We start from the raw sequence: 19202 nt of genomic DNA on the forward strand, positions 1-19202 counted from the left end.
TGGAATCATGATCAAATCAGTGGCAATGATCGTCGTTCCCAACTTCTCCATCTTCGAGTTTGCGACCGCATTCGAGGTCTTCGGGATTGACCGCTCAGAGCGCGGAAGCGGCGTGCCCGTTTTCGATTTCCGGGTCTGTACCCCGGAGCCCGGGGACGTCCCGCTCAAGTCCGGACTGTCCATGCACGTCAACTTCGGGATGGAAGCCGCTGCCGACGCGGACCTGGTGGTGATGGCGCCCTACGGCCGGGACGAGGATGTCCCGGAGTCCGTCCTGGACGCGCTGCGCGCCGCCCATGCGCGCGGTGCCTGGGTGATGTCCATCTGTTCCGGCGCATTTGCCCTGGCCCGGGCGGGGCTGCTCGACGGCCGCCGCTGCACCACGCACTGGCACTACTCACAGGAACTCGCCAGCCGGTACCCTGCCGTCCTGGTGGATGAAAACGTCCTCTACGTCGAAGACGACAGGATCATCACCAGTGCCGGGACGGCCGCGGGGATCGATGCCTGCCTGCACCTGATCCGCACTGAATTTGGTGCCAAGGTGGCCGCCGGCATCGCCCGTGACATGGTGGTCCCGCCGCACCGCGACGGCGGCCAGGCCCAGTACATCGACCGGCCCATCCCACAATGCGGTTCGGAACCGATGGAACAGCTACTGCAATGGATGGTCCGGCACCTGGACGAGGAACACCCGGTCAACGAGCTGGCCGCCCGGGTCCACATGTCGCCGCGGACATTCGCGCGGCGGTTCCGCTCGGAAACGGGGGCGACCCCGGCGGCGTGGCTCAACTCGCAGCGGGTCCTGCGCGCCCAGGAACTGCTGGAGACCACGGAACTCAACATTGACGAAATCGCGCGGGAAGCCGGCTTCGGGCATTCGGTCCTGCTGCGGCACCACTTCGCAAAGGCGCTGGACACCAGCCCGCAGTCCTACCGGCGCACGTTCCGGGGGCACCTGGCAACGGCATAAGCGGCACCGCCAGGGACAACGGCATAGGCAGCACAGGATGACGGCGGCTACGTGAGGTCCGGCGGGCCGGCCTCCTCGGCGGCAGCCCGGGCACACTCGACAAGGTCCCGCCAGGGTCCCGTCAGCTCACGCTCCGGCAGGACCGCCCGGCGCTGATCGGCCCGGATGCTGTACATGAACCGGTCCGGCTGGCCGGTGGCCTCGCCGGGCCCGGCGACGTCGTCCCACGGGCATGCCTCAATGAGCGGCTGCCACCGGTCGGTGTCCTCAGGCGGCTCGGGCCGGACGGTCCATGTCCTTTTCATGCCGGCCACGCCGCCGCTGCGCTGGACGATTATCTTCATGAGTCTGCGATCCTCACGACCTGGTGGCTGGGTTGGGATGCTGCGGCGTTTAGATTGCGCTGCGCTACAGCTTCACCTTCACAGTTTCCCACGCGGACCGCACGGCGTCATGCTCCTTGGAATCCGCCCCGAAAAGCTCCTTAGCGGAGGCGACAGTGGCCTTGGCGAAGGCGCCGAACGTGGCATTCGGCGCCAGTGTGCCGCCGGTCAGGGTGTCGTACCAGATCTGCGCGGGGGCGTCCCAGGCGTTGCCGCCGAGGGCCGTGGCAACGAGGCAGAAGGCACGGTTCGGGATGCCGGAGTTGATGTGCACCCCGCCGTTGTCCGCGCTCGTCCGTACATAGGAATCCATCGAGTCCGGCTGGGGATCCTTGCCGAGGACGTCGTCGTCGTACGCGGTACCCGGCGCCTTCATGGACCGCAGGGCGGCACCCTGAACCTGGTCTGTGAAGAGTCCTTCGCCGATCAGCCAGCTCGCCTCCGCGGTGGACTGCTGCTTGGCGTACTGTTCCACGAGGGCGCCGAAGACGTCGGACAGGGATTCGTTGAGCGCGCCGGCCTGGTTGCGGTAGTTCAGGCCGCCTGAAAACTGCGTAACGCCATGGGCGAGTTCATGGCCGATCACGCTGAGCGACTTCGTGAATCGTTCGAAGACAACGCCGTCGCCGTCGCCAAACACCATCTGCCGGCCGTCCCAGAACGCGTTGTCGTAGCGTTTGCCGTAATGGACTGTGGCCTCGAGGGGAAGGCCCTTCCCGTCAATGGAGTCGCGGCCAAAAGCGTCCGCGTAGAGACGGTGGGTGTGGCCCAGTCCGTCGTAAGCTTCGTCCGCGGCCGGATCCCCGCTGGGTGGCTTGCCTTCGTTGCGGACCAGGCTGCCGGGCAACTGCTCCAGGGACCGGGCGTCATAGATGGTGCGTTCCGGTGCCCCGGGCTTGAGCCCCCGTGCGGCGGGGACCGCCAGCAGGGTCAGCTCAGCGCGGGCCGCCTGGAAACTCTTGACGTGCAGCAGCGCCTTCTGTGCAGCCTCTGCAGCGCCGGAGAACCCCGGTTCCTGCTGGGCGGCCAAGCGGCGGAGCAAGTAGGGCGGAACGATGGAACAGTAACCACCGGAACAGTAACCACCGGAACGGTAAGAGACGGAACGGAACATGTGAGACCCCCTTCATGCTTCGGGGCGTGCCCGGTAGCCCGCCACCGATGAACACAGCCTACGAGCCGGCACCGACAATCGGCAGGGCGAGAGCCGCTGGTTTTGCGCGTTCTTTCCGCCGGATTCCGTGCAAAAGGCCCGGCACAAAAAACCCCGCCGTTTCAATGAAACGACGGGGTCTATCTGTACTGTCTGACTGCTGTACTGCCTATTCTTCTGTGCCCTCGATAGGATTCGAACCTACGACCTTCTGCTCCGGAGGCAGACGCTCTATCCCCTGAGCTACGAGGGCAGTCAGGGATCCTGCCGTTTCCGGCGGGACGTCCTAGAGCTTAGCAGGAAGGTGGCCTCCAACGGAAAATCGGCGCCCATGAGGCGCATGGGGCGCGTGCAGAGCGCGTGCCGAGCCCGTGCTGAGTAGGCAATGAACGCGGTCACGCGCGGGACAGACAGACGGACTAGCTGCCCGCCGGCCCGTCATGCCGGGCGCCAGATTCCGCCACACCTCGGGCCCACCGGTAGGCTAGAACTGTGACCCCAGAAGAACTCTCCCTCGCCATATCCGCCTGCCTGAAGGACGCCGTCGCGGCAGGCGAGATTGCCCTTTCCGCAGCCGACATCCCGGACGAGGTGCGCGTCGAGCGCCCGAAGAACAGGGACCACGGGGACTGGGCCACCAACGTCGCGCTCCAGCTGGCCAAGACGGCAGGCACCAACCCGCGGGAGTTCGCGTCCGTCCTGAGCGCCCGGCTGAAAACGATCGACGGCGTTTCCGCCGTGGACATCGCCGGCCCGGGCTTCCTGAACATCACCGTGGACGCCGCGGCCGCCGGCGCCCTCGCCAAGGCGATCGTCGAAGCCGGAGCGGACTACGGCACCAACACCGCGCTCGCCGGGCACGTGGTCAACATGGAGTTCGTCTCGGCCAACCCGACCGGTCCGCTGCACATCGGCCACACCCGCTGGGCGGCCCTCGGCGACGCGATCGCCCGCGTCCTCCGCGCCTCCGGCGCGGACGTCACGGCCGAGTACTACATCAACGACGCCGGCTCCCAGATGAACGTGTTCGCCAACTCGGTGTTCGCGAGGCTGCACGGCCGGGACGTGCCCGAAGGCGGTTACCCTGGCCAGTACATCGCCGACCTCGGCCATGAGGTGCTCAGCGAGCACCCCGGCATCCGTGAACTCACCGAAGTCGCAGCCCTGCCGGTGATCCGTGGCGCCGCGTACAAGGCGCAGATGCACGACATCAAGCAGACACTGGCCGGGTTCGGCGTCGACTTTGATGTCTTCTTCTCCGAACAGGAACTCCACGACGCCGGCGCGATCGAAGACGCCGTCGCCCGCCTGCGCGAACAGGGCCACGTTTTCGACGACGGCGGCGCGGTGTGGCTGCGCACCACCGACTTCGGCGATGACAAGGACCGCGTGATGATCCGCGCGAACGGCGAGCCGACGTACTTCGCCGCCGACGCCGCCTACTACCTGTCCAAGAAGGACCGCGGCTACACGGAGAAGATCTACCTCCTCGGCGCCGACCACCACGGCTACATCAACCGGCTCAAGGCCATCGCGGCCGCCGCCGGCGACGACCCCGAGGTCAACATCGAGGTCCTGATCGGCCAGCTGGTCTCCGTCAACGGCGCCAAGCTGTCCAAGCGTGCCGGCAACATCATTGAGCTCAAGGACCTCATCGACTGGCTCGGCAAGGACGCGGTCCGCTACTCGCTCGCCCGGTTCCCGGCCGATTCGCCGCTGACCCTGGACCCCGAGCTGCTCAAGAAGCACAGCAACGAAAACCCGGTGTTCTACGTCCAGTACGCCCACGCCCGCTCCCGCGGCGCCGCCCGCAATGCCGTGGCCGCCGGCGTGGAGCGCCGTGTCGACGGCAAAGACTGCTTCGACGCCGCCCTGCTGGACCACGCCACCGAAAACGAGCTGCTCTCGCACCTGGGCAGCTACCCCTCGGTGGTGGCCAAGGCCGCCGAACTGCGCGAACCGCACCGCGTGGCCCGGCACCTGGAGGTCATCGCCGGCGCCTACCACCGCTGGTATGACGCCTGCCGGGTGGCGCCCCAGGGCGAGGAACCCATCACCGACACCAACCGGACCCGGCTGTGGCTCAACGACGCCACGAGCCAGGTGCTGGCCAACGGACTGGAACTGCTGGGCGTCTCGGCGCCGGAACGGATGTAATCGTCATGACCGCAAATACAGGACAGTCCCCGCTCGCACCCGGCTGGCTTGAGGTCCCCGCCGACCTCAACGCCCTCCACGAACCGCTGTGGGCCGGCGGCGTGGCCCGGAACGACGCCGGCGAGCTCACCATCGAGGGGCTGACGGTCAGCGAACTGCAACGCGAGTACGGGACGCCGCTGTTCGTGCTGAGCGAGACCGATTTCCGGGCCCGCGCCCGGGCGTTCAGCGACGCGTTCAACGACGCCTTCGCGGACATCTGTGGGGGAGTGGACGTCTACTACGCCGGCAAGTCCTTCCTGTGCACCTCCGTGGTCCGCTGGGTCGAGGAAGAAGGGCTGCGCCTGGACACCGCATCCGGCGGCGAACTCGCCGTCGCCGCCCGCGCCGGCATCCCGGGCGCCGACGTCGCCCTGCACGGCAATAACAAGTCCGACGGCGAAATCCACCGGGCCCTGGACATGCAACTGGGCCGGATCGTGGTGGACAGCCTCGACGAGCTCGAACGCGTCGCGGCGATCGCGGCCAACCGGGGCGACACCGCGAAGGTCATGCTCCGGCTGACCCCCGGAGTGCACGCCCACACGCACGAATTCATCGCCACCGCCCACGAGGACCAGAAATTCGGTCTCTCCATGGCGCCGGACTCCACCGACCAGGCCGGGCTGTCCGCCGCTGAGGAAGCCGTGGCCGCGGCCATTGGGCACGAGAGCATCGAGCTGCTGGGCCTGCACTGCCATATCGGCTCCCAGATCTTCGAACCCGACGGCTTCGCCCTCGCCGCCGAAAAGCTCCTGGACTTCCTGGCCGCAATGCAGGTCAAGTACTCCATCGTGCTGCCCGAGCTGGACCTCGGAGGCGGCTACGGCATCGCTTACACCCCCGTTGACACGCCCCGCCCGGCCGCTGAGATCGCGCAGGCGATGGCCGCCGTCGTCCGTTCCAAGTGCGCCGCGCTGGGTATTTCCGCCCCCCGGATCTCGATCGAACCGGGCCGCGCAATCGTCGGCAGCACGACGTTCACGCTGTACGAGGTCGGCACGCTCAAGACCGTCCGTGTGGACGCCCCGGGTTCCGAAGCCGGGGGAGTCGGCAACGAGGTTACGTACCCCCGCCGGTATGTGTCGGTGGACGGCGGGATGAGCGACAACCCTCGCCCGGTGCTGTATGACGCGGATTATTCGGCAATTCTCGCCTCGCGGAGCTCCGAGGCGGCCCCGCAGCTGTCCCGAGTAGTGGGCAAACATTGCGAGAGCGGCGACATAGTTGTTAGAGATGTATATCTGCCCGAGGACGTGGCAGCCGGTGATCTGCTTGCTGTACCGGGGACCGGCGCCTACTGCTGGGCCCTGTCAAGCAACTACAACTATCTGGCCCGGCCGGGCGTCGTCGCTGTCAGCGACGGATCTGCCCGGCTGATTGTCCGCGGGGAAACCGAAGAAGATCTGCTCAACCGCGACATGGGAGTCTGAATGACCGAATTGCGAACCCTGAAAGTGGCCCTGCTGGGCTGTGGCAACGTCGGGGCTCAGGTTGCGCGGATTCTCATTGACGACGCCGACGCCCTCGCGGCGCGCACAGGCGCCCGCCTCGAACTGGGCGGCATCGCTGTGCGCAACCTCGACGCCGAACGCGACGTCGATCTGCCCCAGGAGCTGTTCACCACCGACGCCGAAACCCTCGTCAAGGACGCCGACCTCGTGATCGAGCTCATGGGCGGGATTGAGCCGGCCCGGACCCTGATCCTGACGGCCATGCGGCACGGGGCCTGCGTGGTCACCGGCAACAAGGCGCTCCTGGCCCAGGACGGTCCCACGCTCTACGAGGAAGCGGACAAGGCCGGCGTGCAGCTCTCCTACGAGGCCGCCGTCGCCGGTGCCATTCCCATCCTGCGGCCCATCCGGGACAGCCTGTCCGGCGACCGGATCACCCGGGTGCTCGGGATCGTCAACGGCACCACTAACTTCATCCTCGACCAGATGGACTCCACCGGCGCGCAGTTCGCCGACGCCCTGGCCGAAGCCCAGCGACTGGGCTACGCGGAAGCCGACCCCACCGCCGACGTCGAGGGCTACGACGCCGCCGCCAAGGCAGCGATCCTTGCCTCGCTGTCCTTCCACACCCGGTTCGCCCTGGAAGACGTCTCGTGCGAGGGCATCACGGCCGTCAGCGCGGCGGACATCGCCGCCGCGAAGGAGGCCGGCTTTGTCATCAAGCTGCTCGCGATTGCGGAGAAGCTGACGGACGAGGACGGCAGGACCGGCGTCTCCGTCCGCGTGCACCCGACGCTGTTGCCCCGCGAACACCCCCTGGCCGCTGTCCGCGGTGCGTTCAACGCCGTCTTCATCGAAGCCGAGAACGCCGGCGAACTCATGTTCTACGGACAGGGCGCCGGCGGAACCCCGACGGCGTCCGCCGTGCTGGGCGACCTCGTCTCCGCGGCCCGCCGCATTGTCCTGGGCGGCCCGGGCCGGACCGAAACCACCACCGGGCACGTGCCTGCACTGCCCATCGATGCAGCCATCACGAGCTACTACATCGGACTCGACGTCGCGGACCAGCCCGGCGTCCTGGCCCGGATCGCCCAGCTCTTCGCGGAGCACGGCGTGTCCATCGAAATCATGCGGCAGACCATCCACCGCGACGCCGACTCCAACGTGGAGTCTGCCGAGCTGCGGATCGTGACACACCGTGCACGCGAAGCCGCACTTGCAGCAACCGTCGAGGCCGTCAAGCGCCTGGACGTCATCAATTCCGTCACATCCGTACTGCGGGTAGAAGGGGTCTAAGTGGCTCACCAATGGCGCGGTGTCATCCGCGAATACGCTGATCGTCTTCCTGTCACGGAAGCCACTAAGGTCATCACCCTGGGCGAGGGCGGCACCCCGCTCGTGCACGCCCGCCACCTCTCCGAGCTGACCGGCAGCACCGTCTACCTCAAGGTCGAGGGCATGAACCCGACCGGTTCCTTCAAGGACCGCGGCATGACCATGGCCATGACGGCAGCCGTGGCGGCCGGCGCCAAGGCCGTGGTCTGCGCCTCCACCGGCAACACCTCAGCTTCCGCCGCGGCCTACGCGACGGCGGCCGGGCTGCAGTGCGCGGTCCTGGTCCCAGAGGGCAAGATCTCGATGGGCAAGCTCAGCCAGGCGATCGCGCACGGGGCCACGCTGCTGCAGGTGGACGGCAACTTCGACAACTGCCTCGACATCGCCCGCAAGCTCGGCGAGTCCTACCCGGTGTTCCTGGTCAACTCCGTCAACCCGGCCCGGATCGAGGGCCAGAAGACCGGCGCCTTTGAAGTTGTCGATTCCCTCGGCGACGCCCCGGACTACCACGTGCTTCCGGTGGGCAACGCCGGCAACATCAGCGCGTACTGGAAGGGCTACAAGGAGTACGCCGCGGCGTACGAGTCGCCTACCGCCGGCTCGCTTCCCGCCGTCGCCACGAAGACCCCGGTCATGTGGGGCTTCCAGGCTGCCGGGGCTGCCCCGTTCGTGGCCGGCCACCCCATCACCGAACCCGACACCATTGCCACCGCCATCCGTATTGGCAACCCGGCCTCCTGGGACACCGCCGTGGCGGCCCGGGATGAATCCGGCGGCGTGATCGAGGCCGTCACGGACGAGGAAATCCTCTCCGCGCACCGCTGGCTCTCCGCCCGGGAAGGCGTCTTCGTGGAGCCCGGTTCGGCTGCCGGTGTCGCCGGCCTGATCAAGAAGCACGCGGCCGGGGAGGTTCCGGCCGGCAAGACGATCGTGATCACGGTGACTGGTCACGGGCTCAAAGACCCGCAGTGGGCCTTGCGCACCGAGGACGGCAGCGATGTGCAGCCGGTCAAGGTCTCCAACGACGTCGTCACCGTCGCCGCAGCTCTGGGACTGGAAGAAAAATAGCGTTGGAAACCACCCTCACCGTCCCGGCCGAATCAGCGGCAGGCACTCCCGCCGTTCCGGCAGGCCAGCTTGTCACCGTGCGGGTGCCTGCCACCAGTGCCAACCTGGGCCCGGGGTACGACAGCCTCGGCCTGGCGCTGACGCTGCATGACACGCTCACCGTGGAAACCCTGGCCAGCGGTGAACTTGAATTCGAGCTCAGCGGAGAGGGTGCCGAGTCGCTGCCCCGCGACGCCACGCACCTCGTGGTCAAGGCCCTCACCGAGGCGCTGCACCGCCTCGGTTTCCGGCACGAAGGCCTGCGGATCACGGCGGACAACGTCAACCCGCACGGGCGCGGCCTGGGGTCCTCGGCCTCGGCCGTCGTGGCCGCCGTCAGTGCCGCGAACGCCCTGGTTCCGGAGGCGTCCCGGCGCGGCCGCGACTGGATTCTGCAGCTTACGAGCGAAATGGAAGGCCACCCGGACAACGTCGCACCCGCCATTTTCGGCGGACTGGCGCTGTCATGGCAGGACAGTGACCAGTACAGCAGCACGTGCGCTGCTGTGGCCCCCTCGGTGATTCCCGTCGTCGCCGTTCCGGACTACGAGCTCTCCACCGAAGCCGCGCGGGCGCTTCTGCCGGCCTCGGTGGGCCACCACGCCGCGGCCATGAACTCCGGCCGCGCCGCCCTGCTGATCCACGCACTGACCGCCAATCCGGAATTCCTGCTGCCGGGCACCGAGGATTACCTGCACCAGAGCTACCGTGCCGAAGCCATGCGGCCCAGCGCCGAGCTGATTGCCGTGCTGCGGCAGGCAGGGCACGCCGCCGTCGTCTCCGGTGCCGGGCCCACCGTGCTGGTCCTGGCCAACGGGGAAGCCGAAGCCAGCGAGGTTGTCGACTTCATCGGCGCCCACACGGCGGACAACACGCCGGAAGTGGGCTGGCGAGTGATGAAACTGGCCGTGGACGTTGAAGGTGCTAAAGTGGAAGTGCACCGGCGGTAAATACGCAGGCGGTAAATTAGTAACCGTTCTAAGACCGCGATGTTGGCCACGTAGCCTCTCTCATCTTTCACTGCGCAATATTTTCCGGTGCCACCTGCTTTCGGTCTGACGCAGGAATCAGCAGAATTGCTCTGCCCCCTGAAATCGTCAGCCCGCCGTTCCTCATTTCTCGGATCGTGCATGGTGAAGCAGTATCCGGCCCTGCTGGCCGAAATCCATCCGGCAAGGCCGAAATCACGGCTGCAGATCTGAACTGCAGCCCAGATCAAATCACCGCGTCCAGCTCTTAGCCTGGACGCCGTCGAGGGGGAAGGATCCTTCGTGACCGAAACCACTGAGCTGTCTCCGGCTGTGGATACATCTTCTGCTGCCGGATCAACGGCAGCACCCGCCAAGAGCAGCGGCCTTGCAGGCCTTAAGCTCGCCCAGCTCCAGGCCCTCGCCAGCCAGCTGGGGATTTCCGGCGGATCCCGCATGCGCAAGGGCGATCTGGTCACGGCCATTTCCGCCCACCGCGCAGGCACCCCGGTCAGCAAGGCTCCGGCCCGTGCTGCTGAAAAGGCGACCGACAACGGCACCGTTTCGCAGGCAGCTGCACCGGTAACCGTGCCCGCCGCCGGCAACGAGGCCGCCGCCCAGGAAAGCCCGGCCCAGGAAAGCCCCCGGGCCCGCCGCGGCCGCAGCCGCCGTGCAGGCAGCGACGGCGTCGTCACGACGGCCGCCGCAGAGGCACCCGCCGCGGCTCCGGCAGAAGCCCCTGCGGTTTCTACCGAACCCGGCGCGGCCGAAAGCCCCACTGCCGGAATTCGCGCAGCCGAGACCGGCCCGGCCGTTTCCGCAACGGAAGGCAGCGACCGCACGCGGCAGCCGCGCACCCGCAACCGCCGCCGCGGCGAAGCCGCAGCCCAGGTCAGCGAGGCCGCCGGCCAGAACGCCGGCGAAGTCCAGGCCGAACAGCCCGCAACCGAGCAGCGTGAACAGCGTACTGAACAGCGTGAACAGCGCACTGAACAGCGTGAACAGCGCCAGGCCGAGCCGGGCAGTGAAGACGGCCAGCGCCGCGACACCACCCGCACCCGTGGCGAAGCCGCCGGCACCCGCGACAACACCCGCGACAGCGAAGAAACCGACGGCGGAAGCCGCCGGAACCGCCGCAACCGACGTGACCGTAACGACCGCGGTGACCGCCAGGGCCAGCAGGACAGCCGCGACAACTCCTCGCGCAACGACCGCTTCCGCGACCGCAACGACCGCCGCCGCGGGCGTGCGCAGGGACCGGACGTCGACGACGTCGAGGTCACGGAGGACGACGTCCTCCTGCCGGTCGCCGGCATCCTCGACGTGCTCGAGAACTACGCGTTCATCCGCACGTCCGGCTACCTGCCGGGCCCGAATGACGTGTACGTCTCGCTCGCCCAGGTCAAGAAGTACAACCTGCGCAAGGGCGACGCCGTCGTCGGTGCCATCCGTGCACCGCGCGAAGGCGAGGACCGCAGCCAGCAGTCCGCCCGCCAGAAGTTCAACGCGCTGGTCCGCGTCACCTCGGTCAACGGCAAGACCCCCGAGGAACTCAAGGACCGCGTCGAATTCGCGAAGCTCGTCCCGCTGTACCCCTCCGAGCGCCTGCGCCTCGAGACGGACCCGAAGAAGATCGGCCCCCGTGTCATCGACCTCGTGGCCCCGATCGGCAAGGGCCAGCGCGGCCTGATCGTTTCGCCGCCGAAGGCCGGCAAGACGCTCATCCTGCAGTCCATCGCCAACGCGATTACCACCAACAATCCTGAGGTCCACCTCATGATGGTGCTCGTTGACGAACGCCCCGAAGAAGTCACGGACATGCAGCGCACCGTCAAGGGCGAGGTCATTGCCTCCACCTTCGACCGTCCCGCCGACGACCACACCACCGTGGCCGAACTCTCCATCGAACGCGCCAAGCGCCTCGTGGAAATGGGCATGGACGTCGTTGTGCTCCTGGACTCCATGACCCGTCTGGGCCGCGCCTACAACCTGGCAGCACCGGCCTCCGGCCGCATCCTGTCCGGTGGCGTGGACTCCGCAGCGCTGTACCCGCCGAAGCGTTTCTTCGGTGCAGCCCGCAACATCGAAAACGGTGGCTCGCTCACCATCCTGGCCACCGCTCTCGTCGAGACCGGTTCCAAGATGGACGAGGTCATCTTCGAAGAGTTCAAGGGCACCGGCAACATGGAACTTCGCCTGTCCCGCCAGCTGGCTGACAAGCGCATCTTCCCGGCCGTGGACGTCAACGCGTCCGGTACCCGCCGCGAAGAGAACCTGCTTTCCCCCGAGGAAGTCAAGATCATGTGGAAGCTGCGCCGCGTCCTCTCCGGACTCGAAACGCAGCAGAGCCTTGAGCTGCTGACCAACAAGATCCGGGAGACCCAGAGCAACGTCGAGTTCCTCATGCAGGTGCAGAAGACGACGCTTGGTGCGAAGTCCGATAACGACAAGTAGTTGACGTAGGGGCGGGGAGTGGATTCCTCGCGTGGTTCGCCGCGCGGGTTTTCCGCCCCCGCCCCTTCGCGTGGAGGCTCGATCCTGCGGATCTGAGCCTCCACGCTTCGGCAGGCCCGATGCCACTCCCGGGGCGGAAAACCCGCGCGGCGCAGGGGCCGATGCGCCCGCTCACTGTGGCGGCAAAACCGAACGGCTTCGCTGTTTGCCCACCTTCGCTGTCGCGTTACTAGACTTGAGAGAGTCGAAAGAGGTTTTGAAAATGTTTGAGTCCGTACAGGGCCTGTTGGATGAGCATGACGCTATCCAGGCCCAGCTTGGGGATCCTGCTGTCTATGCTGACCAGCGGCTGGCCCGGAAACTGGGGCGGCGTTCTGCTCAGCTGAACGGCATTGTGGAGGCCTACCACCGCTGGGAGGGCATCCGCGATGACCTGGCCGCTGCCAAGGAAATGGCGGACGAGGACCCCGAGTTCGCCGCTGAGGTACCCGAGCTGGAGGCTGCGCTGGAGACGGCTGCGGCCAAACTGCGCCGGCTGCTGATCCCGCGCGACCCGGACGATGCCCGCAACGTGATCCTTGAGGTCAAGGGCGGCGAAGGCGGCGACGAGGCTGCCCTGTTCGCCGCGGACCTCCTGCGGATGTACAGCCGCTATGCGGAATCCCGCGGCTGGAAGACAGAGATCATCTCCGCCACGGAATCGGACCTTGGCGGCTACAAGGACGTCCAGATGGCCGTCAAGGGCAACTCGAACGACCCCGCAGAGGGCGTGTACGCGCGGCTCAAGTTCGAAGGCGGCGTCCACCGGGTCCAGCGCGTCCCCGTGACCGAGTCCCAGGGCCGCATCCACACCTCGGCCGCCGGCGTGCTGGTGCTCCCCGAAGTGGACGAGCCCGAGGAACTCGAGATCAACCAGAACGACCTCAAGATCGACGTCTACCGGTCCTCCGGTCCCGGCGGGCAGTCCGTGAACACCACCGACTCGGCCGTGCGCATCACCCACCTTCCCACCGGCATCGTCGTGGCCATGCAGAACGAGAAGTCGCAGCTGCAAAACCGCGAAGCCGGCATGCGCGTGCTGCGCGCCCGCATCCTGGCGCACCAGCAGGAGCTGATCGACGCCGAGAACTCGGCCCAGCGCAAGTCGCAGATCCGCACCATGGACCGCTCCGAGCGCATCCGCACCTATAACTACCCGGAAAACCGGATCGCGGACCACCGCACCGGCTACAAGGCCTACAACCTGGACCAGGTCATGAACGGTGACCTGGAACCGGTCATCCAGTCGGCCATCGAACTGGACGAGCAGTCCAGGCTCGACGCCATCGGCGAATAGGCCCCGGGGCACCACGTGATGACAGCAGGCAATGGTCCCAGCCTTGCGGAGGCCGTCCGCGAGGCGACCGAGGTCCTGGCCGCGGCCGGCGTGCCCAGCCCGCGCGTTGACGCCGAGCTCCTGGCCGAGCACCTGCTCGGCGTCGGGCTCGGCCGGCTGCGCGCACTGATGCTCGGCGACGCCCCGGCACCGGAGGGGTATGCCGACCTCGTCGCCGAACGGGCGCAACGGATACCGCTGCAGCACATCACCGGCGTGGCGCACTTCCGCTACCTCGAACTCGCCGTCGGCCCCGGCGTCTTCATTCCGCGGCCGGAAACCGAATCCGTGGTGCAACTGGTGATTGACCGGCTGCAGGGCATGGCGCACCCCAAAGTGGTGGACCTGGGCACCGGATCCGGTGCGATCGCAGGCTCGATCGCGCACGAGATCCCCGGCGCCGAGGTCCATGCGGTGGAATATAGCGTCTTCGCGCACGCCTGGGCGGCGAAAAACTTGTCTCCCCTTGGCGTCCACCTCGTCCGCGGCGACTTGCGCGACGCGCTGCCGGAACACAACGGCACGTTCGACGTCGTCGTCTCCAACCCGCCCTACATTCCCGCTGAAGCGATCCCGAACGAACCGGAAGTGGCGCTGCACGACCCGCCCGAGGCGCTGTACGGCGGGGGAGCGGACGGCATGGAACTTCCGACGGCGGCGGCCGCCTCGGCTGCCCGGCTGCTGGTCCCCGGCGGCTACTTCGTGATGGAGCACGCTGAAGTGCAGTCGGAATGGATCGCCGGGATGCTCACCCGCACCGGGAAATGGTCCGAGGTGACGACGCACCGGGACCTCAATGGCAAGGACCGTGCGACCAGTGCTGTGCTGACAGTGTCAGATCTGACAGCGTCGGCGGACACCGTCCGAATCGTGTGACAAGTGATGAAAGAATAGGCCAGTGACGACTAGCTACGATTGCACGGCAGCTGAGCAGCGCGCCGCAGGACTCGAACATGCCCAGCGGGCCATCCGTGAGAACAAGTGCGTGGTCTTCCCCACGGACACGGTCTACGGCATTGCCGCCGACGCCTTTTCACCCCTGGCCGTGACCCTGCTGCTCGCGTCCAAGGGCCGGAGCCGGAAGATGCCGCCGCCCGTGCTGATCCCCAGGCTCAATGCCCTGGACGGTCTGGCCACGGAAGTTCCCGCTGAGGCGCGGCGGTTGGCCGAGACTTTCTGGCCCGGCGGCCTGACCCTGATCCTGCATGCCCAGCCGTCGCTGGACTGGGATCTCGGCGAGACCAAGGGGACTGTGGCCCTGCGGATCCCGGCTGACGAGATCGCGCAGGACCTCCTGACGCTTACCGGACCCCTTGCCGTGTCCTCCGCCAACCGCACAGGGCACGCGGCGGCGCAGACCGCCGCGGACGCCGAAGCCCAGCTGGCCGAATCCGTGGAGGTCTACCTTGAGGGCGGCCCGCGGCCCGCCGGCGGCGCCGAGGCCCTCGCCTCGACCATCGTGGACGCGACCGCCCTGCCGTTGCGCGTGGTCCGCCAGGGAGCCATCAGCCTCGAACGCCTGCGCGCCGTGGTTCCGGACCTCGTGGACGTCGACGGCAACGCCCCGGAAGCTGCTGCACCGGTGGACGGCTCCGAGGCTGCGGCGCCTGTGGACGCCGACGCCGTTGCAGCCGAGGCAGCTGTCCCTGAGTCCGGCGACGCGCCGGGCGCGGGATCCGGCTCCGCATGACGCTGGAGCGCCAGCACGTCCCCTTCCTCGACGTCGAGGCGACCCCCCTCACGGTCTCAGAACTGACCGCTGTCCTGAGCACTTACGTCGCCGAGGGCAGCACCCGCATTGTGGTGGGACACAACCTGCACAGCGTGACGCTGCTGCACTCCGATCCCGCCTTCCGGTCGTTCTACCAGCGCAGCGACGTGGTGCTGATCGACGGCGCCCCGGTGCTGTGGCTCTGGGCCAAGACCGGTGAAGACGACGACGGCCGGGGCCCGGTGATGGACTACCGTCTAGGGTCCACCGACTGGATTCCCGCCCTCGGCAACGTCGCGGGCCTCGAGCGGATTGCCGTGATCGGCGCAGGCGCCGTGGCCAACGCCGGCGCCGTGGCCAGGCTGCGGGAAATCGTTCCCGGCGCGCGCGTCGACGGCATGCCCGGCGAAGGCTGGAATCGGGACCTTGAGGAAAGTGCCATCGAATGGCTCTCCCGGCTTCGTCCGCAGCTTGTGCTCCTGGGCCTGGGCATGCCGCTGCAGGAACAAGTCCTGGCCCGGCGGCGTGCCATGCTTCCGCCGGCCGTCTACTGCGCCGTCGGCGGTGCCATTGAACAGATTGCCGGTGTCCAGAAGCTGGCGCCGCGCTGGATCGGGCGGCTCGGGCTCGAATGGGCCTGGCGGCTCATGCTCCACCCGCAGCGGGTGGCCTACCGGGTGTTCGGCGAACCCTGGGTGCTGCTCGGCCTGCTGCTGCGCCGGCGACTGCGCCGGCATCCTTAGCGCGGCGTCCTTAGCACGGCCGTAGCGCCGGCGGACCTGGCGCCGGCAAGGGTCAGAACTTCTGGTCCTCCAGGGGGCCGAAGCCCTTGCCGCGGAGCCCGGTGGAAAAGGCGCGGAACCAGTCGGCGAGGCCGCGGACGTCGCCGCTGCGCAGGAAGTAGCCGAGGTAGCCGCCCACGTCGGCGATGAAGGACTTGACCCGGAAATGGCGGCGGATCATGTAGCCGCGGTTCCGGTAGTAGAAGTAGCGCTTGAAGGCGGAGTCCGGAACGATCACGTGCCACCGGGCACCAAAGACGTGCTTGGTTTCGGAGAACGCGTGCGGGTGGGTGATGGCGGCGGTGGTGACCGTGCCGAAGCGGATCCCGGCCTTCCGAAGCCTGAGCGTGAAGTCCACCTCGTCGCCGCGGATGAACAGGCGCATGTCCGGCAGGCCCACCTTGAAGAAGACATCGGAACGGATCAGGGCGCCGTTGAAGAAGTGCCCGTCGCCGGGCAGGAACCCGACCTTCTCCACCTCCGCGCGCTCGTGCGTGACCTTGCCGTTGAGGCGGAAGAAGAAGGACAGCCGGTCCGGGTGGCCGGGGGCCACCACGAGCGGCACCACGGCGTCCAGGTCCCGGGCCTGCGCTTCGCGGAGCAGCGTGGCGAGGCATTCCGGGTCCGCGGGCTCGGCGTCGTCGTCCATCATCCAGATCCAGTCAGCCCCGCTGGCCACGGCCTTGAGGATGGCCAGCGAAAAACCGCCGGCGCCGCCGAGGTTCGCCTCGGACCGGACGTAGTCCACGTTGGCGTGCCGGCCCGCGACGTCCTTGGAGGGCACGGTGCCGCTGTCGACGAGGCAAATGGAGCGCACCGGGGCGGTCTGGCTGTTGATGGCATCCAGCAGGACTGCCAGCTCCCTGGGACGGTCAAACGTCACGGCAGCGACTGCAACCGAGGGGGTCATCGCGGGGTCCTTTCAGCACGACCGTCAGTGGTTTTCCCGCCGGCGGAGGGCCGTGTGACGCGAAGACAGGTGGCCGTTGGCATTAGTATCTTGACTAGAGTCCACTGTAATACAGCCCTGTCAGGCACTACGCACTGCCTGCCCTGCGCACGGCGACGGAGAAGTTTCATTTTTCGAACGACAGTTCCACGGCAATTGAATCCACCCCATATCCGCAGCTCACCGGTGCCTCCGGTGCTGCGGAGCATGCCGCCGTGTCATGCCTTCTCCTGTGATTGTGCCGATGGCTCAGGACTGGTGGTCTTCCCGTGATCATGTATCTGCTCATGATGCTGACGGCAGCGATCGTGAGCTACGCGGCCACATGGGGTGCCCGGCTTGTGGGCAACAAACTGGAACTGTATTCACCGATCCGCAGCCGCGACATGCACTCCAGGCCGATTTCCAGGCTCGGCGGCCTGGGCATCTTCGCAGGAGTCCTGGTGGCCCTGGTCACGGCGAGCACATCGTTCTTCGTCAAGGACATTTTCCGCAACAACGCCGCGCCCTGGGGGATCCTCGCCGGGGCCACCGTGATCGTGCTGGTCGGCGTCGCGGATGATCTGCTGGATCTGCGATGGTGGGTCAAACTGATCGGCCAAAGCGCCGCGGCGCTGGTCGTGGCCATCTGGGGAGTCCGCATGACGATCATCCCGTTCATCCCGGAACCGTTCGTGATTCAGAACGAGGCCGTGAGCATCGTCCTGACGGCCGGGCTGATCGTGACCACCATGAACGCGTTCAACTTCATCGACGGACTGGACGGCCTCGCCGCGGGAGTGGCGATCATCGGGGGAGCGGCCTTCTTCCTGACGGCCTACTGGGTCCACCGGACGGCCGTCCTGCTGGACCGCTCGGACCTGGCCACCCTCCTGACGGCCATTGTGGTGGGCAGCTGCGTCGGCTTCCTGCCGCATAACTGGTTTCCCTCGAAGATCTTCATGGGTGATTCCGGGGCCATGCTGATCGGCCTGCTCATGGCATCGGCAGGCGTCGTGTCCACCGGTCAGATCAGCTCCGGGCTCTACGACCGGGCCAACGGCATTCCCACGATCATCCCGATCCTCCTGCCGTTCGCCGTGCTGTTCCTGCCGCTCCTGGACCTGTGCCTGGCCGTCGTGCGGCGGACCGCGCTGGGCCGCTCGCCGTGGTCGGCGGACCGAGGGCACCTGCACCACAAACTTCTCGACATCGGCTACTCCCACCGCAGCGCCGTGGTGCTGATGTACCTGTGGACCTGCATCCTGGCGTTCGGCGGCCTCGCGTTCGCGATCTTCCCGTGGCACATAGTGCTCGCCGTCGATCTGGCCGCCGCCGCCGTCCTGGCCGTGGTGACCGCCTGGCCGTACTTGCGGCAGCGGGGGCCGGGGCAGATCGCCGGCACGCCGGAATAGACTGTGACGCTTGGCTCACAGGAAATTTTCAGAATAATTTCTATCTAATGTAGAATTCAGTGGCGGTGCTTCGCCGCCCACCAAGACCTGTACTACGCACGCGACGATTGGGATCTGATGACCTCCAACGCCGAACCGGAACCCGCTTCCGGCAACGGACCCGTTGGTGTCTCCGGCCCCACAAAATCCCTGTGGCTGAGACTGCTGGCCATGAGTTCCGCTGCGTCGGCCGCCGCCCTGCTGCTGACCGGCGTCACCGCCTTCTTCTTCAACGGCGCCGTGGGATTCTGGTCCTCCCTCTTCGGGGGAGCCCTGGTGATGGCGTTCTTCGCCATCAGCCTCGCGGTGGGCCACTTCGTCGGCCGCAACAACCCCTCCGGAGCGATCGGACTGTTCGTCGGGACGTATTTCGTCAAGGTCGTCGGCTTTGCCGTGGTCCTCTTCGTCATCGGAGCTCCGGCCTGGCTGCACGGCCGCTGGTTCCTGATCGGCGCCGTCGTGACCGTGGTGTTCTGGCAGGCGGCCGAGATCTACGGTTTCAGCAGGGCCAGGCTCCAGATTTACAACGATCCCGAACCCCGGAAAGGCGGCACCGATGTTTAGCCGCAAAACCGGCCGCGAGCCGCTTGCCGGACCGTCTCATAAGGTCGCCAAAACACCCAAAACCACAGCCGGTGCCCCCGGTGTATCCACGGACGGCAGCGACGGCGGATACAACGCCGGAATCGCCGTCTTTAGCTACATTGTTGGCGGAATCATCGTCTGGAGTTTGATAGGGTGGGGACTGGATAATCTGTGGGGAACCCGCTGGATTGTGCTCGCAGGCGCTCTGCTTGGAGCTGCGGGAGGGTTCTATCTTTCTCATATGCACGGCCTCACCAGTAACAGAACTTCAGCTGATGACGGCAATGCTGCACGTGGCCCGTCCCAGGACGAGGAACAGTAATGCCAAATAATTTCACAGGGGG

The 19202-nt window shown here is 67.0% G+C and carries 17 protein-coding genes and 1 tRNA gene; 14 read left to right on the forward strand and 4 right to left on the reverse strand.

What is annotated here, in order from left to right:
* Nucleotides 1–7: 7 nt before the first annotated feature.
* A complete protein-coding gene (locus tag ACVWZ7_RS17800) occupies nt 8–973 on the forward strand; it encodes a GlxA family transcriptional regulator (RefSeq protein WP_456508622.1) in 966 nt (321 codons plus the stop codon).
* A gap of 47 nt (nt 974–1020) precedes the next feature.
* On the opposite strand, the gene ACVWZ7_RS17805 is transcribed toward ACVWZ7_RS17800, so the two are convergent.
* The 3 genes from ACVWZ7_RS17805 to ACVWZ7_RS17815 form a co-directional block, all read right to left on the reverse strand.
* On the reverse strand, nt 1021–1317 hold the full coding sequence (locus ACVWZ7_RS17805) for a protealysin inhibitor emfourin (protein WP_456508623.1): 297 nt from the start codon (nt 1315–1317) through the stop codon (nt 1021–1023).
* A 64-nt stretch (nt 1318–1381) separates the two neighbouring features.
* Nucleotides 1382–2470 (reverse strand): M4 family metallopeptidase, encoded by a 1089-nt coding sequence (locus ACVWZ7_RS17810; protein ID WP_456508624.1) that lies wholly within the window; start codon nt 2468–2470, stop codon nt 1382–1384.
* A 219-nt stretch (nt 2471–2689) separates the two neighbouring features.
* A tRNA-Arg gene (locus ACVWZ7_RS17815) sits at nt 2690–2762 on the reverse strand.
* 239 nt (nt 2763–3001) lie between these two features.
* On the opposite strand from ACVWZ7_RS17815, the gene argS reads away from it, so the two are divergent.
* From argS to ACVWZ7_RS17865, 10 genes are all read left to right on the forward strand, one after another.
* The gene (gene argS / locus ACVWZ7_RS17820; RefSeq protein WP_344368192.1) at nt 3002–4666 is read left to right on the forward strand and encodes an arginine--tRNA ligase; all 1665 of its coding nucleotides are present in this window, start codon (nt 3002–3004) and stop codon (nt 4664–4666) included.
* 5 nt (nt 4667–4671) lie between these two features.
* Nucleotides 4672–6138: a diaminopimelate decarboxylase gene (gene lysA / locus ACVWZ7_RS17825; protein WP_456508625.1), complete on the forward strand. Its 1467-nt coding sequence runs from the start codon at nt 4672–4674 to the stop codon at nt 6136–6138.
* On the forward strand, nt 6139–7455 hold the full coding sequence (locus ACVWZ7_RS17830; RefSeq protein WP_344368190.1) for a homoserine dehydrogenase: 1317 nt from the start codon (nt 6139–6141) through the stop codon (nt 7453–7455).
* The gene (gene thrC / locus ACVWZ7_RS17835; RefSeq protein ID WP_091256688.1) at nt 7456–8562 is read left to right on the forward strand and encodes a threonine synthase; all 1107 of its coding nucleotides are present in this window, start codon (nt 7456–7458) and stop codon (nt 8560–8562) included.
* A gap of 2 nt (nt 8563–8564) precedes the next feature.
* Nucleotides 8565–9551 (forward strand): homoserine kinase, encoded by a 987-nt coding sequence (thrB, locus tag ACVWZ7_RS17840; RefSeq protein ID WP_456508626.1) that lies wholly within the window; start codon nt 8565–8567, stop codon nt 9549–9551.
* A 321-nt stretch (nt 9552–9872) separates the two neighbouring features.
* Nucleotides 9873–12023: a transcription termination factor Rho gene (gene rho / locus ACVWZ7_RS17845; RefSeq protein WP_456508627.1), complete on the forward strand. Its 2151-nt coding sequence runs from the start codon at nt 9873–9875 to the stop codon at nt 12021–12023.
* A gap of 262 nt (nt 12024–12285) precedes the next feature.
* Nucleotides 12286–13359 (forward strand): peptide chain release factor 1, encoded by a 1074-nt coding sequence (gene prfA, locus ACVWZ7_RS17850; protein ID WP_091256683.1) that lies wholly within the window; start codon nt 12286–12288, stop codon nt 13357–13359.
* 18 nt (nt 13360–13377) lie between these two features.
* Nucleotides 13378–14274: a peptide chain release factor N(5)-glutamine methyltransferase gene (gene prmC / locus ACVWZ7_RS17855; RefSeq protein WP_456508628.1), complete on the forward strand. Its 897-nt coding sequence runs from the start codon at nt 13378–13380 to the stop codon at nt 14272–14274.
* 22 nt (nt 14275–14296) lie between these two features.
* Nucleotides 14297–15088 carry an L-threonylcarbamoyladenylate synthase gene (locus tag ACVWZ7_RS17860; RefSeq protein WP_116766904.1) on the forward strand — a complete coding sequence of 264 codons (792 nt, stop codon included), beginning with the start codon at nt 14297–14299 and terminating at the stop codon, nt 15086–15088.
* Nucleotides 15085–15852 carry a WecB/TagA/CpsF family glycosyltransferase gene (locus ACVWZ7_RS17865; protein ID WP_456508629.1) on the forward strand — a complete coding sequence of 256 codons (768 nt, stop codon included), beginning with the start codon at nt 15085–15087 and terminating at the stop codon, nt 15850–15852. Before ACVWZ7_RS17860 ends, ACVWZ7_RS17865 begins: the two co-directional genes overlap by 4 nt.
* 52 nt (nt 15853–15904) lie before the next feature.
* Here ACVWZ7_RS17865 and ACVWZ7_RS17870 read toward each other — a convergent pair whose 3' ends face one another.
* Nucleotides 15905–16801 carry a glycosyltransferase gene (locus ACVWZ7_RS17870; protein WP_456508630.1) on the reverse strand — a complete coding sequence of 299 codons (897 nt, stop codon included), beginning with the start codon at nt 16799–16801 and terminating at the stop codon, nt 15905–15907.
* A 308-nt stretch (nt 16802–17109) separates the two neighbouring features.
* Here ACVWZ7_RS17870 and ACVWZ7_RS17875 point away from each other — a divergent pair, with 308 nt between their 5' ends.
* The 3 genes from ACVWZ7_RS17875 to ACVWZ7_RS17885 all read left to right on the forward strand — a co-directional run bounded on the left by ACVWZ7_RS17875 (nt 17110) and on the right by ACVWZ7_RS17885 (nt 19180).
* Nucleotides 17110–18234 carry an MraY family glycosyltransferase gene (locus ACVWZ7_RS17875; protein WP_456508631.1) on the forward strand — a complete coding sequence of 375 codons (1125 nt, stop codon included), beginning with the start codon at nt 17110–17112 and terminating at the stop codon, nt 18232–18234.
* A gap of 117 nt (nt 18235–18351) precedes the next feature.
* A complete protein-coding gene (locus ACVWZ7_RS17880; protein ID WP_456508632.1) occupies nt 18352–18837 on the forward strand; it encodes a hypothetical protein in 486 nt (161 codons plus the stop codon).
* A complete protein-coding gene (locus tag ACVWZ7_RS17885) occupies nt 18830–19180 on the forward strand; it encodes a hypothetical protein (protein ID WP_456508633.1) in 351 nt (116 codons plus the stop codon). The genes ACVWZ7_RS17880 and ACVWZ7_RS17885 overlap by 8 nt, the downstream gene beginning before the upstream one ends.
* Nucleotides 19181–19202 lie beyond the last annotated feature (22 nt).

Source organism: Arthrobacter sp. TE12232, from assembly GCF_054062615.1.

Bases quoted from the DNA above. Each gene is read 5' to 3' on its own strand.
- ACVWZ7_RS17830 (WP_344368190.1), top strand. From the start codon at position 6,139: ATGACCGAATTGCGAACCCTGAAAGTGGCCCTGCTGGGCTGTGGCAAC.
- lysA (WP_456508625.1), top strand. From the start codon at position 4,672: ATGACCGCAAATACAGGACAGTCCCCGCTCGCACCCGGCTGGCTTGAG.
- ACVWZ7_RS17805 (WP_456508623.1), bottom strand. From the start codon at position 1,317: ATGAAGATAATCGTCCAGCGCAGCGGCGGCGTGGCCGGCATGAAAAGG.
- ACVWZ7_RS17800 (WP_456508622.1), top strand. From the start codon at position 8: ATGATCAAATCAGTGGCAATGATCGTCGTTCCCAACTTCTCCATCTTC.
- ACVWZ7_RS17870 (WP_456508630.1), bottom strand. From the start codon at position 16,801: ATGACCCCCTCGGTTGCAGTCGCTGCCGTGACGTTTGACCGTCCCAGG.
- ACVWZ7_RS17880 (WP_456508632.1), top strand. From the start codon at position 18,352: ATGACCTCCAACGCCGAACCGGAACCCGCTTCCGGCAACGGACCCGTT.
- ACVWZ7_RS17810 (WP_456508624.1), bottom strand. From the start codon at position 2,470: ATGTTCCGTTCCGTCTCTTACCGTTCCGGTGGTTACTGTTCCGGTGGT.
- prfA (WP_091256683.1), top strand. From the start codon at position 12,286: ATGTTTGAGTCCGTACAGGGCCTGTTGGATGAGCATGACGCTATCCAG.
- ACVWZ7_RS17865 (WP_456508629.1), top strand. From the start codon at position 15,085: ATGACGCTGGAGCGCCAGCACGTCCCCTTCCTCGACGTCGAGGCGACC.
- ACVWZ7_RS17885 (WP_456508633.1), top strand. From the start codon at position 18,830: ATGTTTAGCCGCAAAACCGGCCGCGAGCCGCTTGCCGGACCGTCTCAT.
- prmC (WP_456508628.1), top strand. From the start codon at position 13,378: ATGACAGCAGGCAATGGTCCCAGCCTTGCGGAGGCCGTCCGCGAGGCG.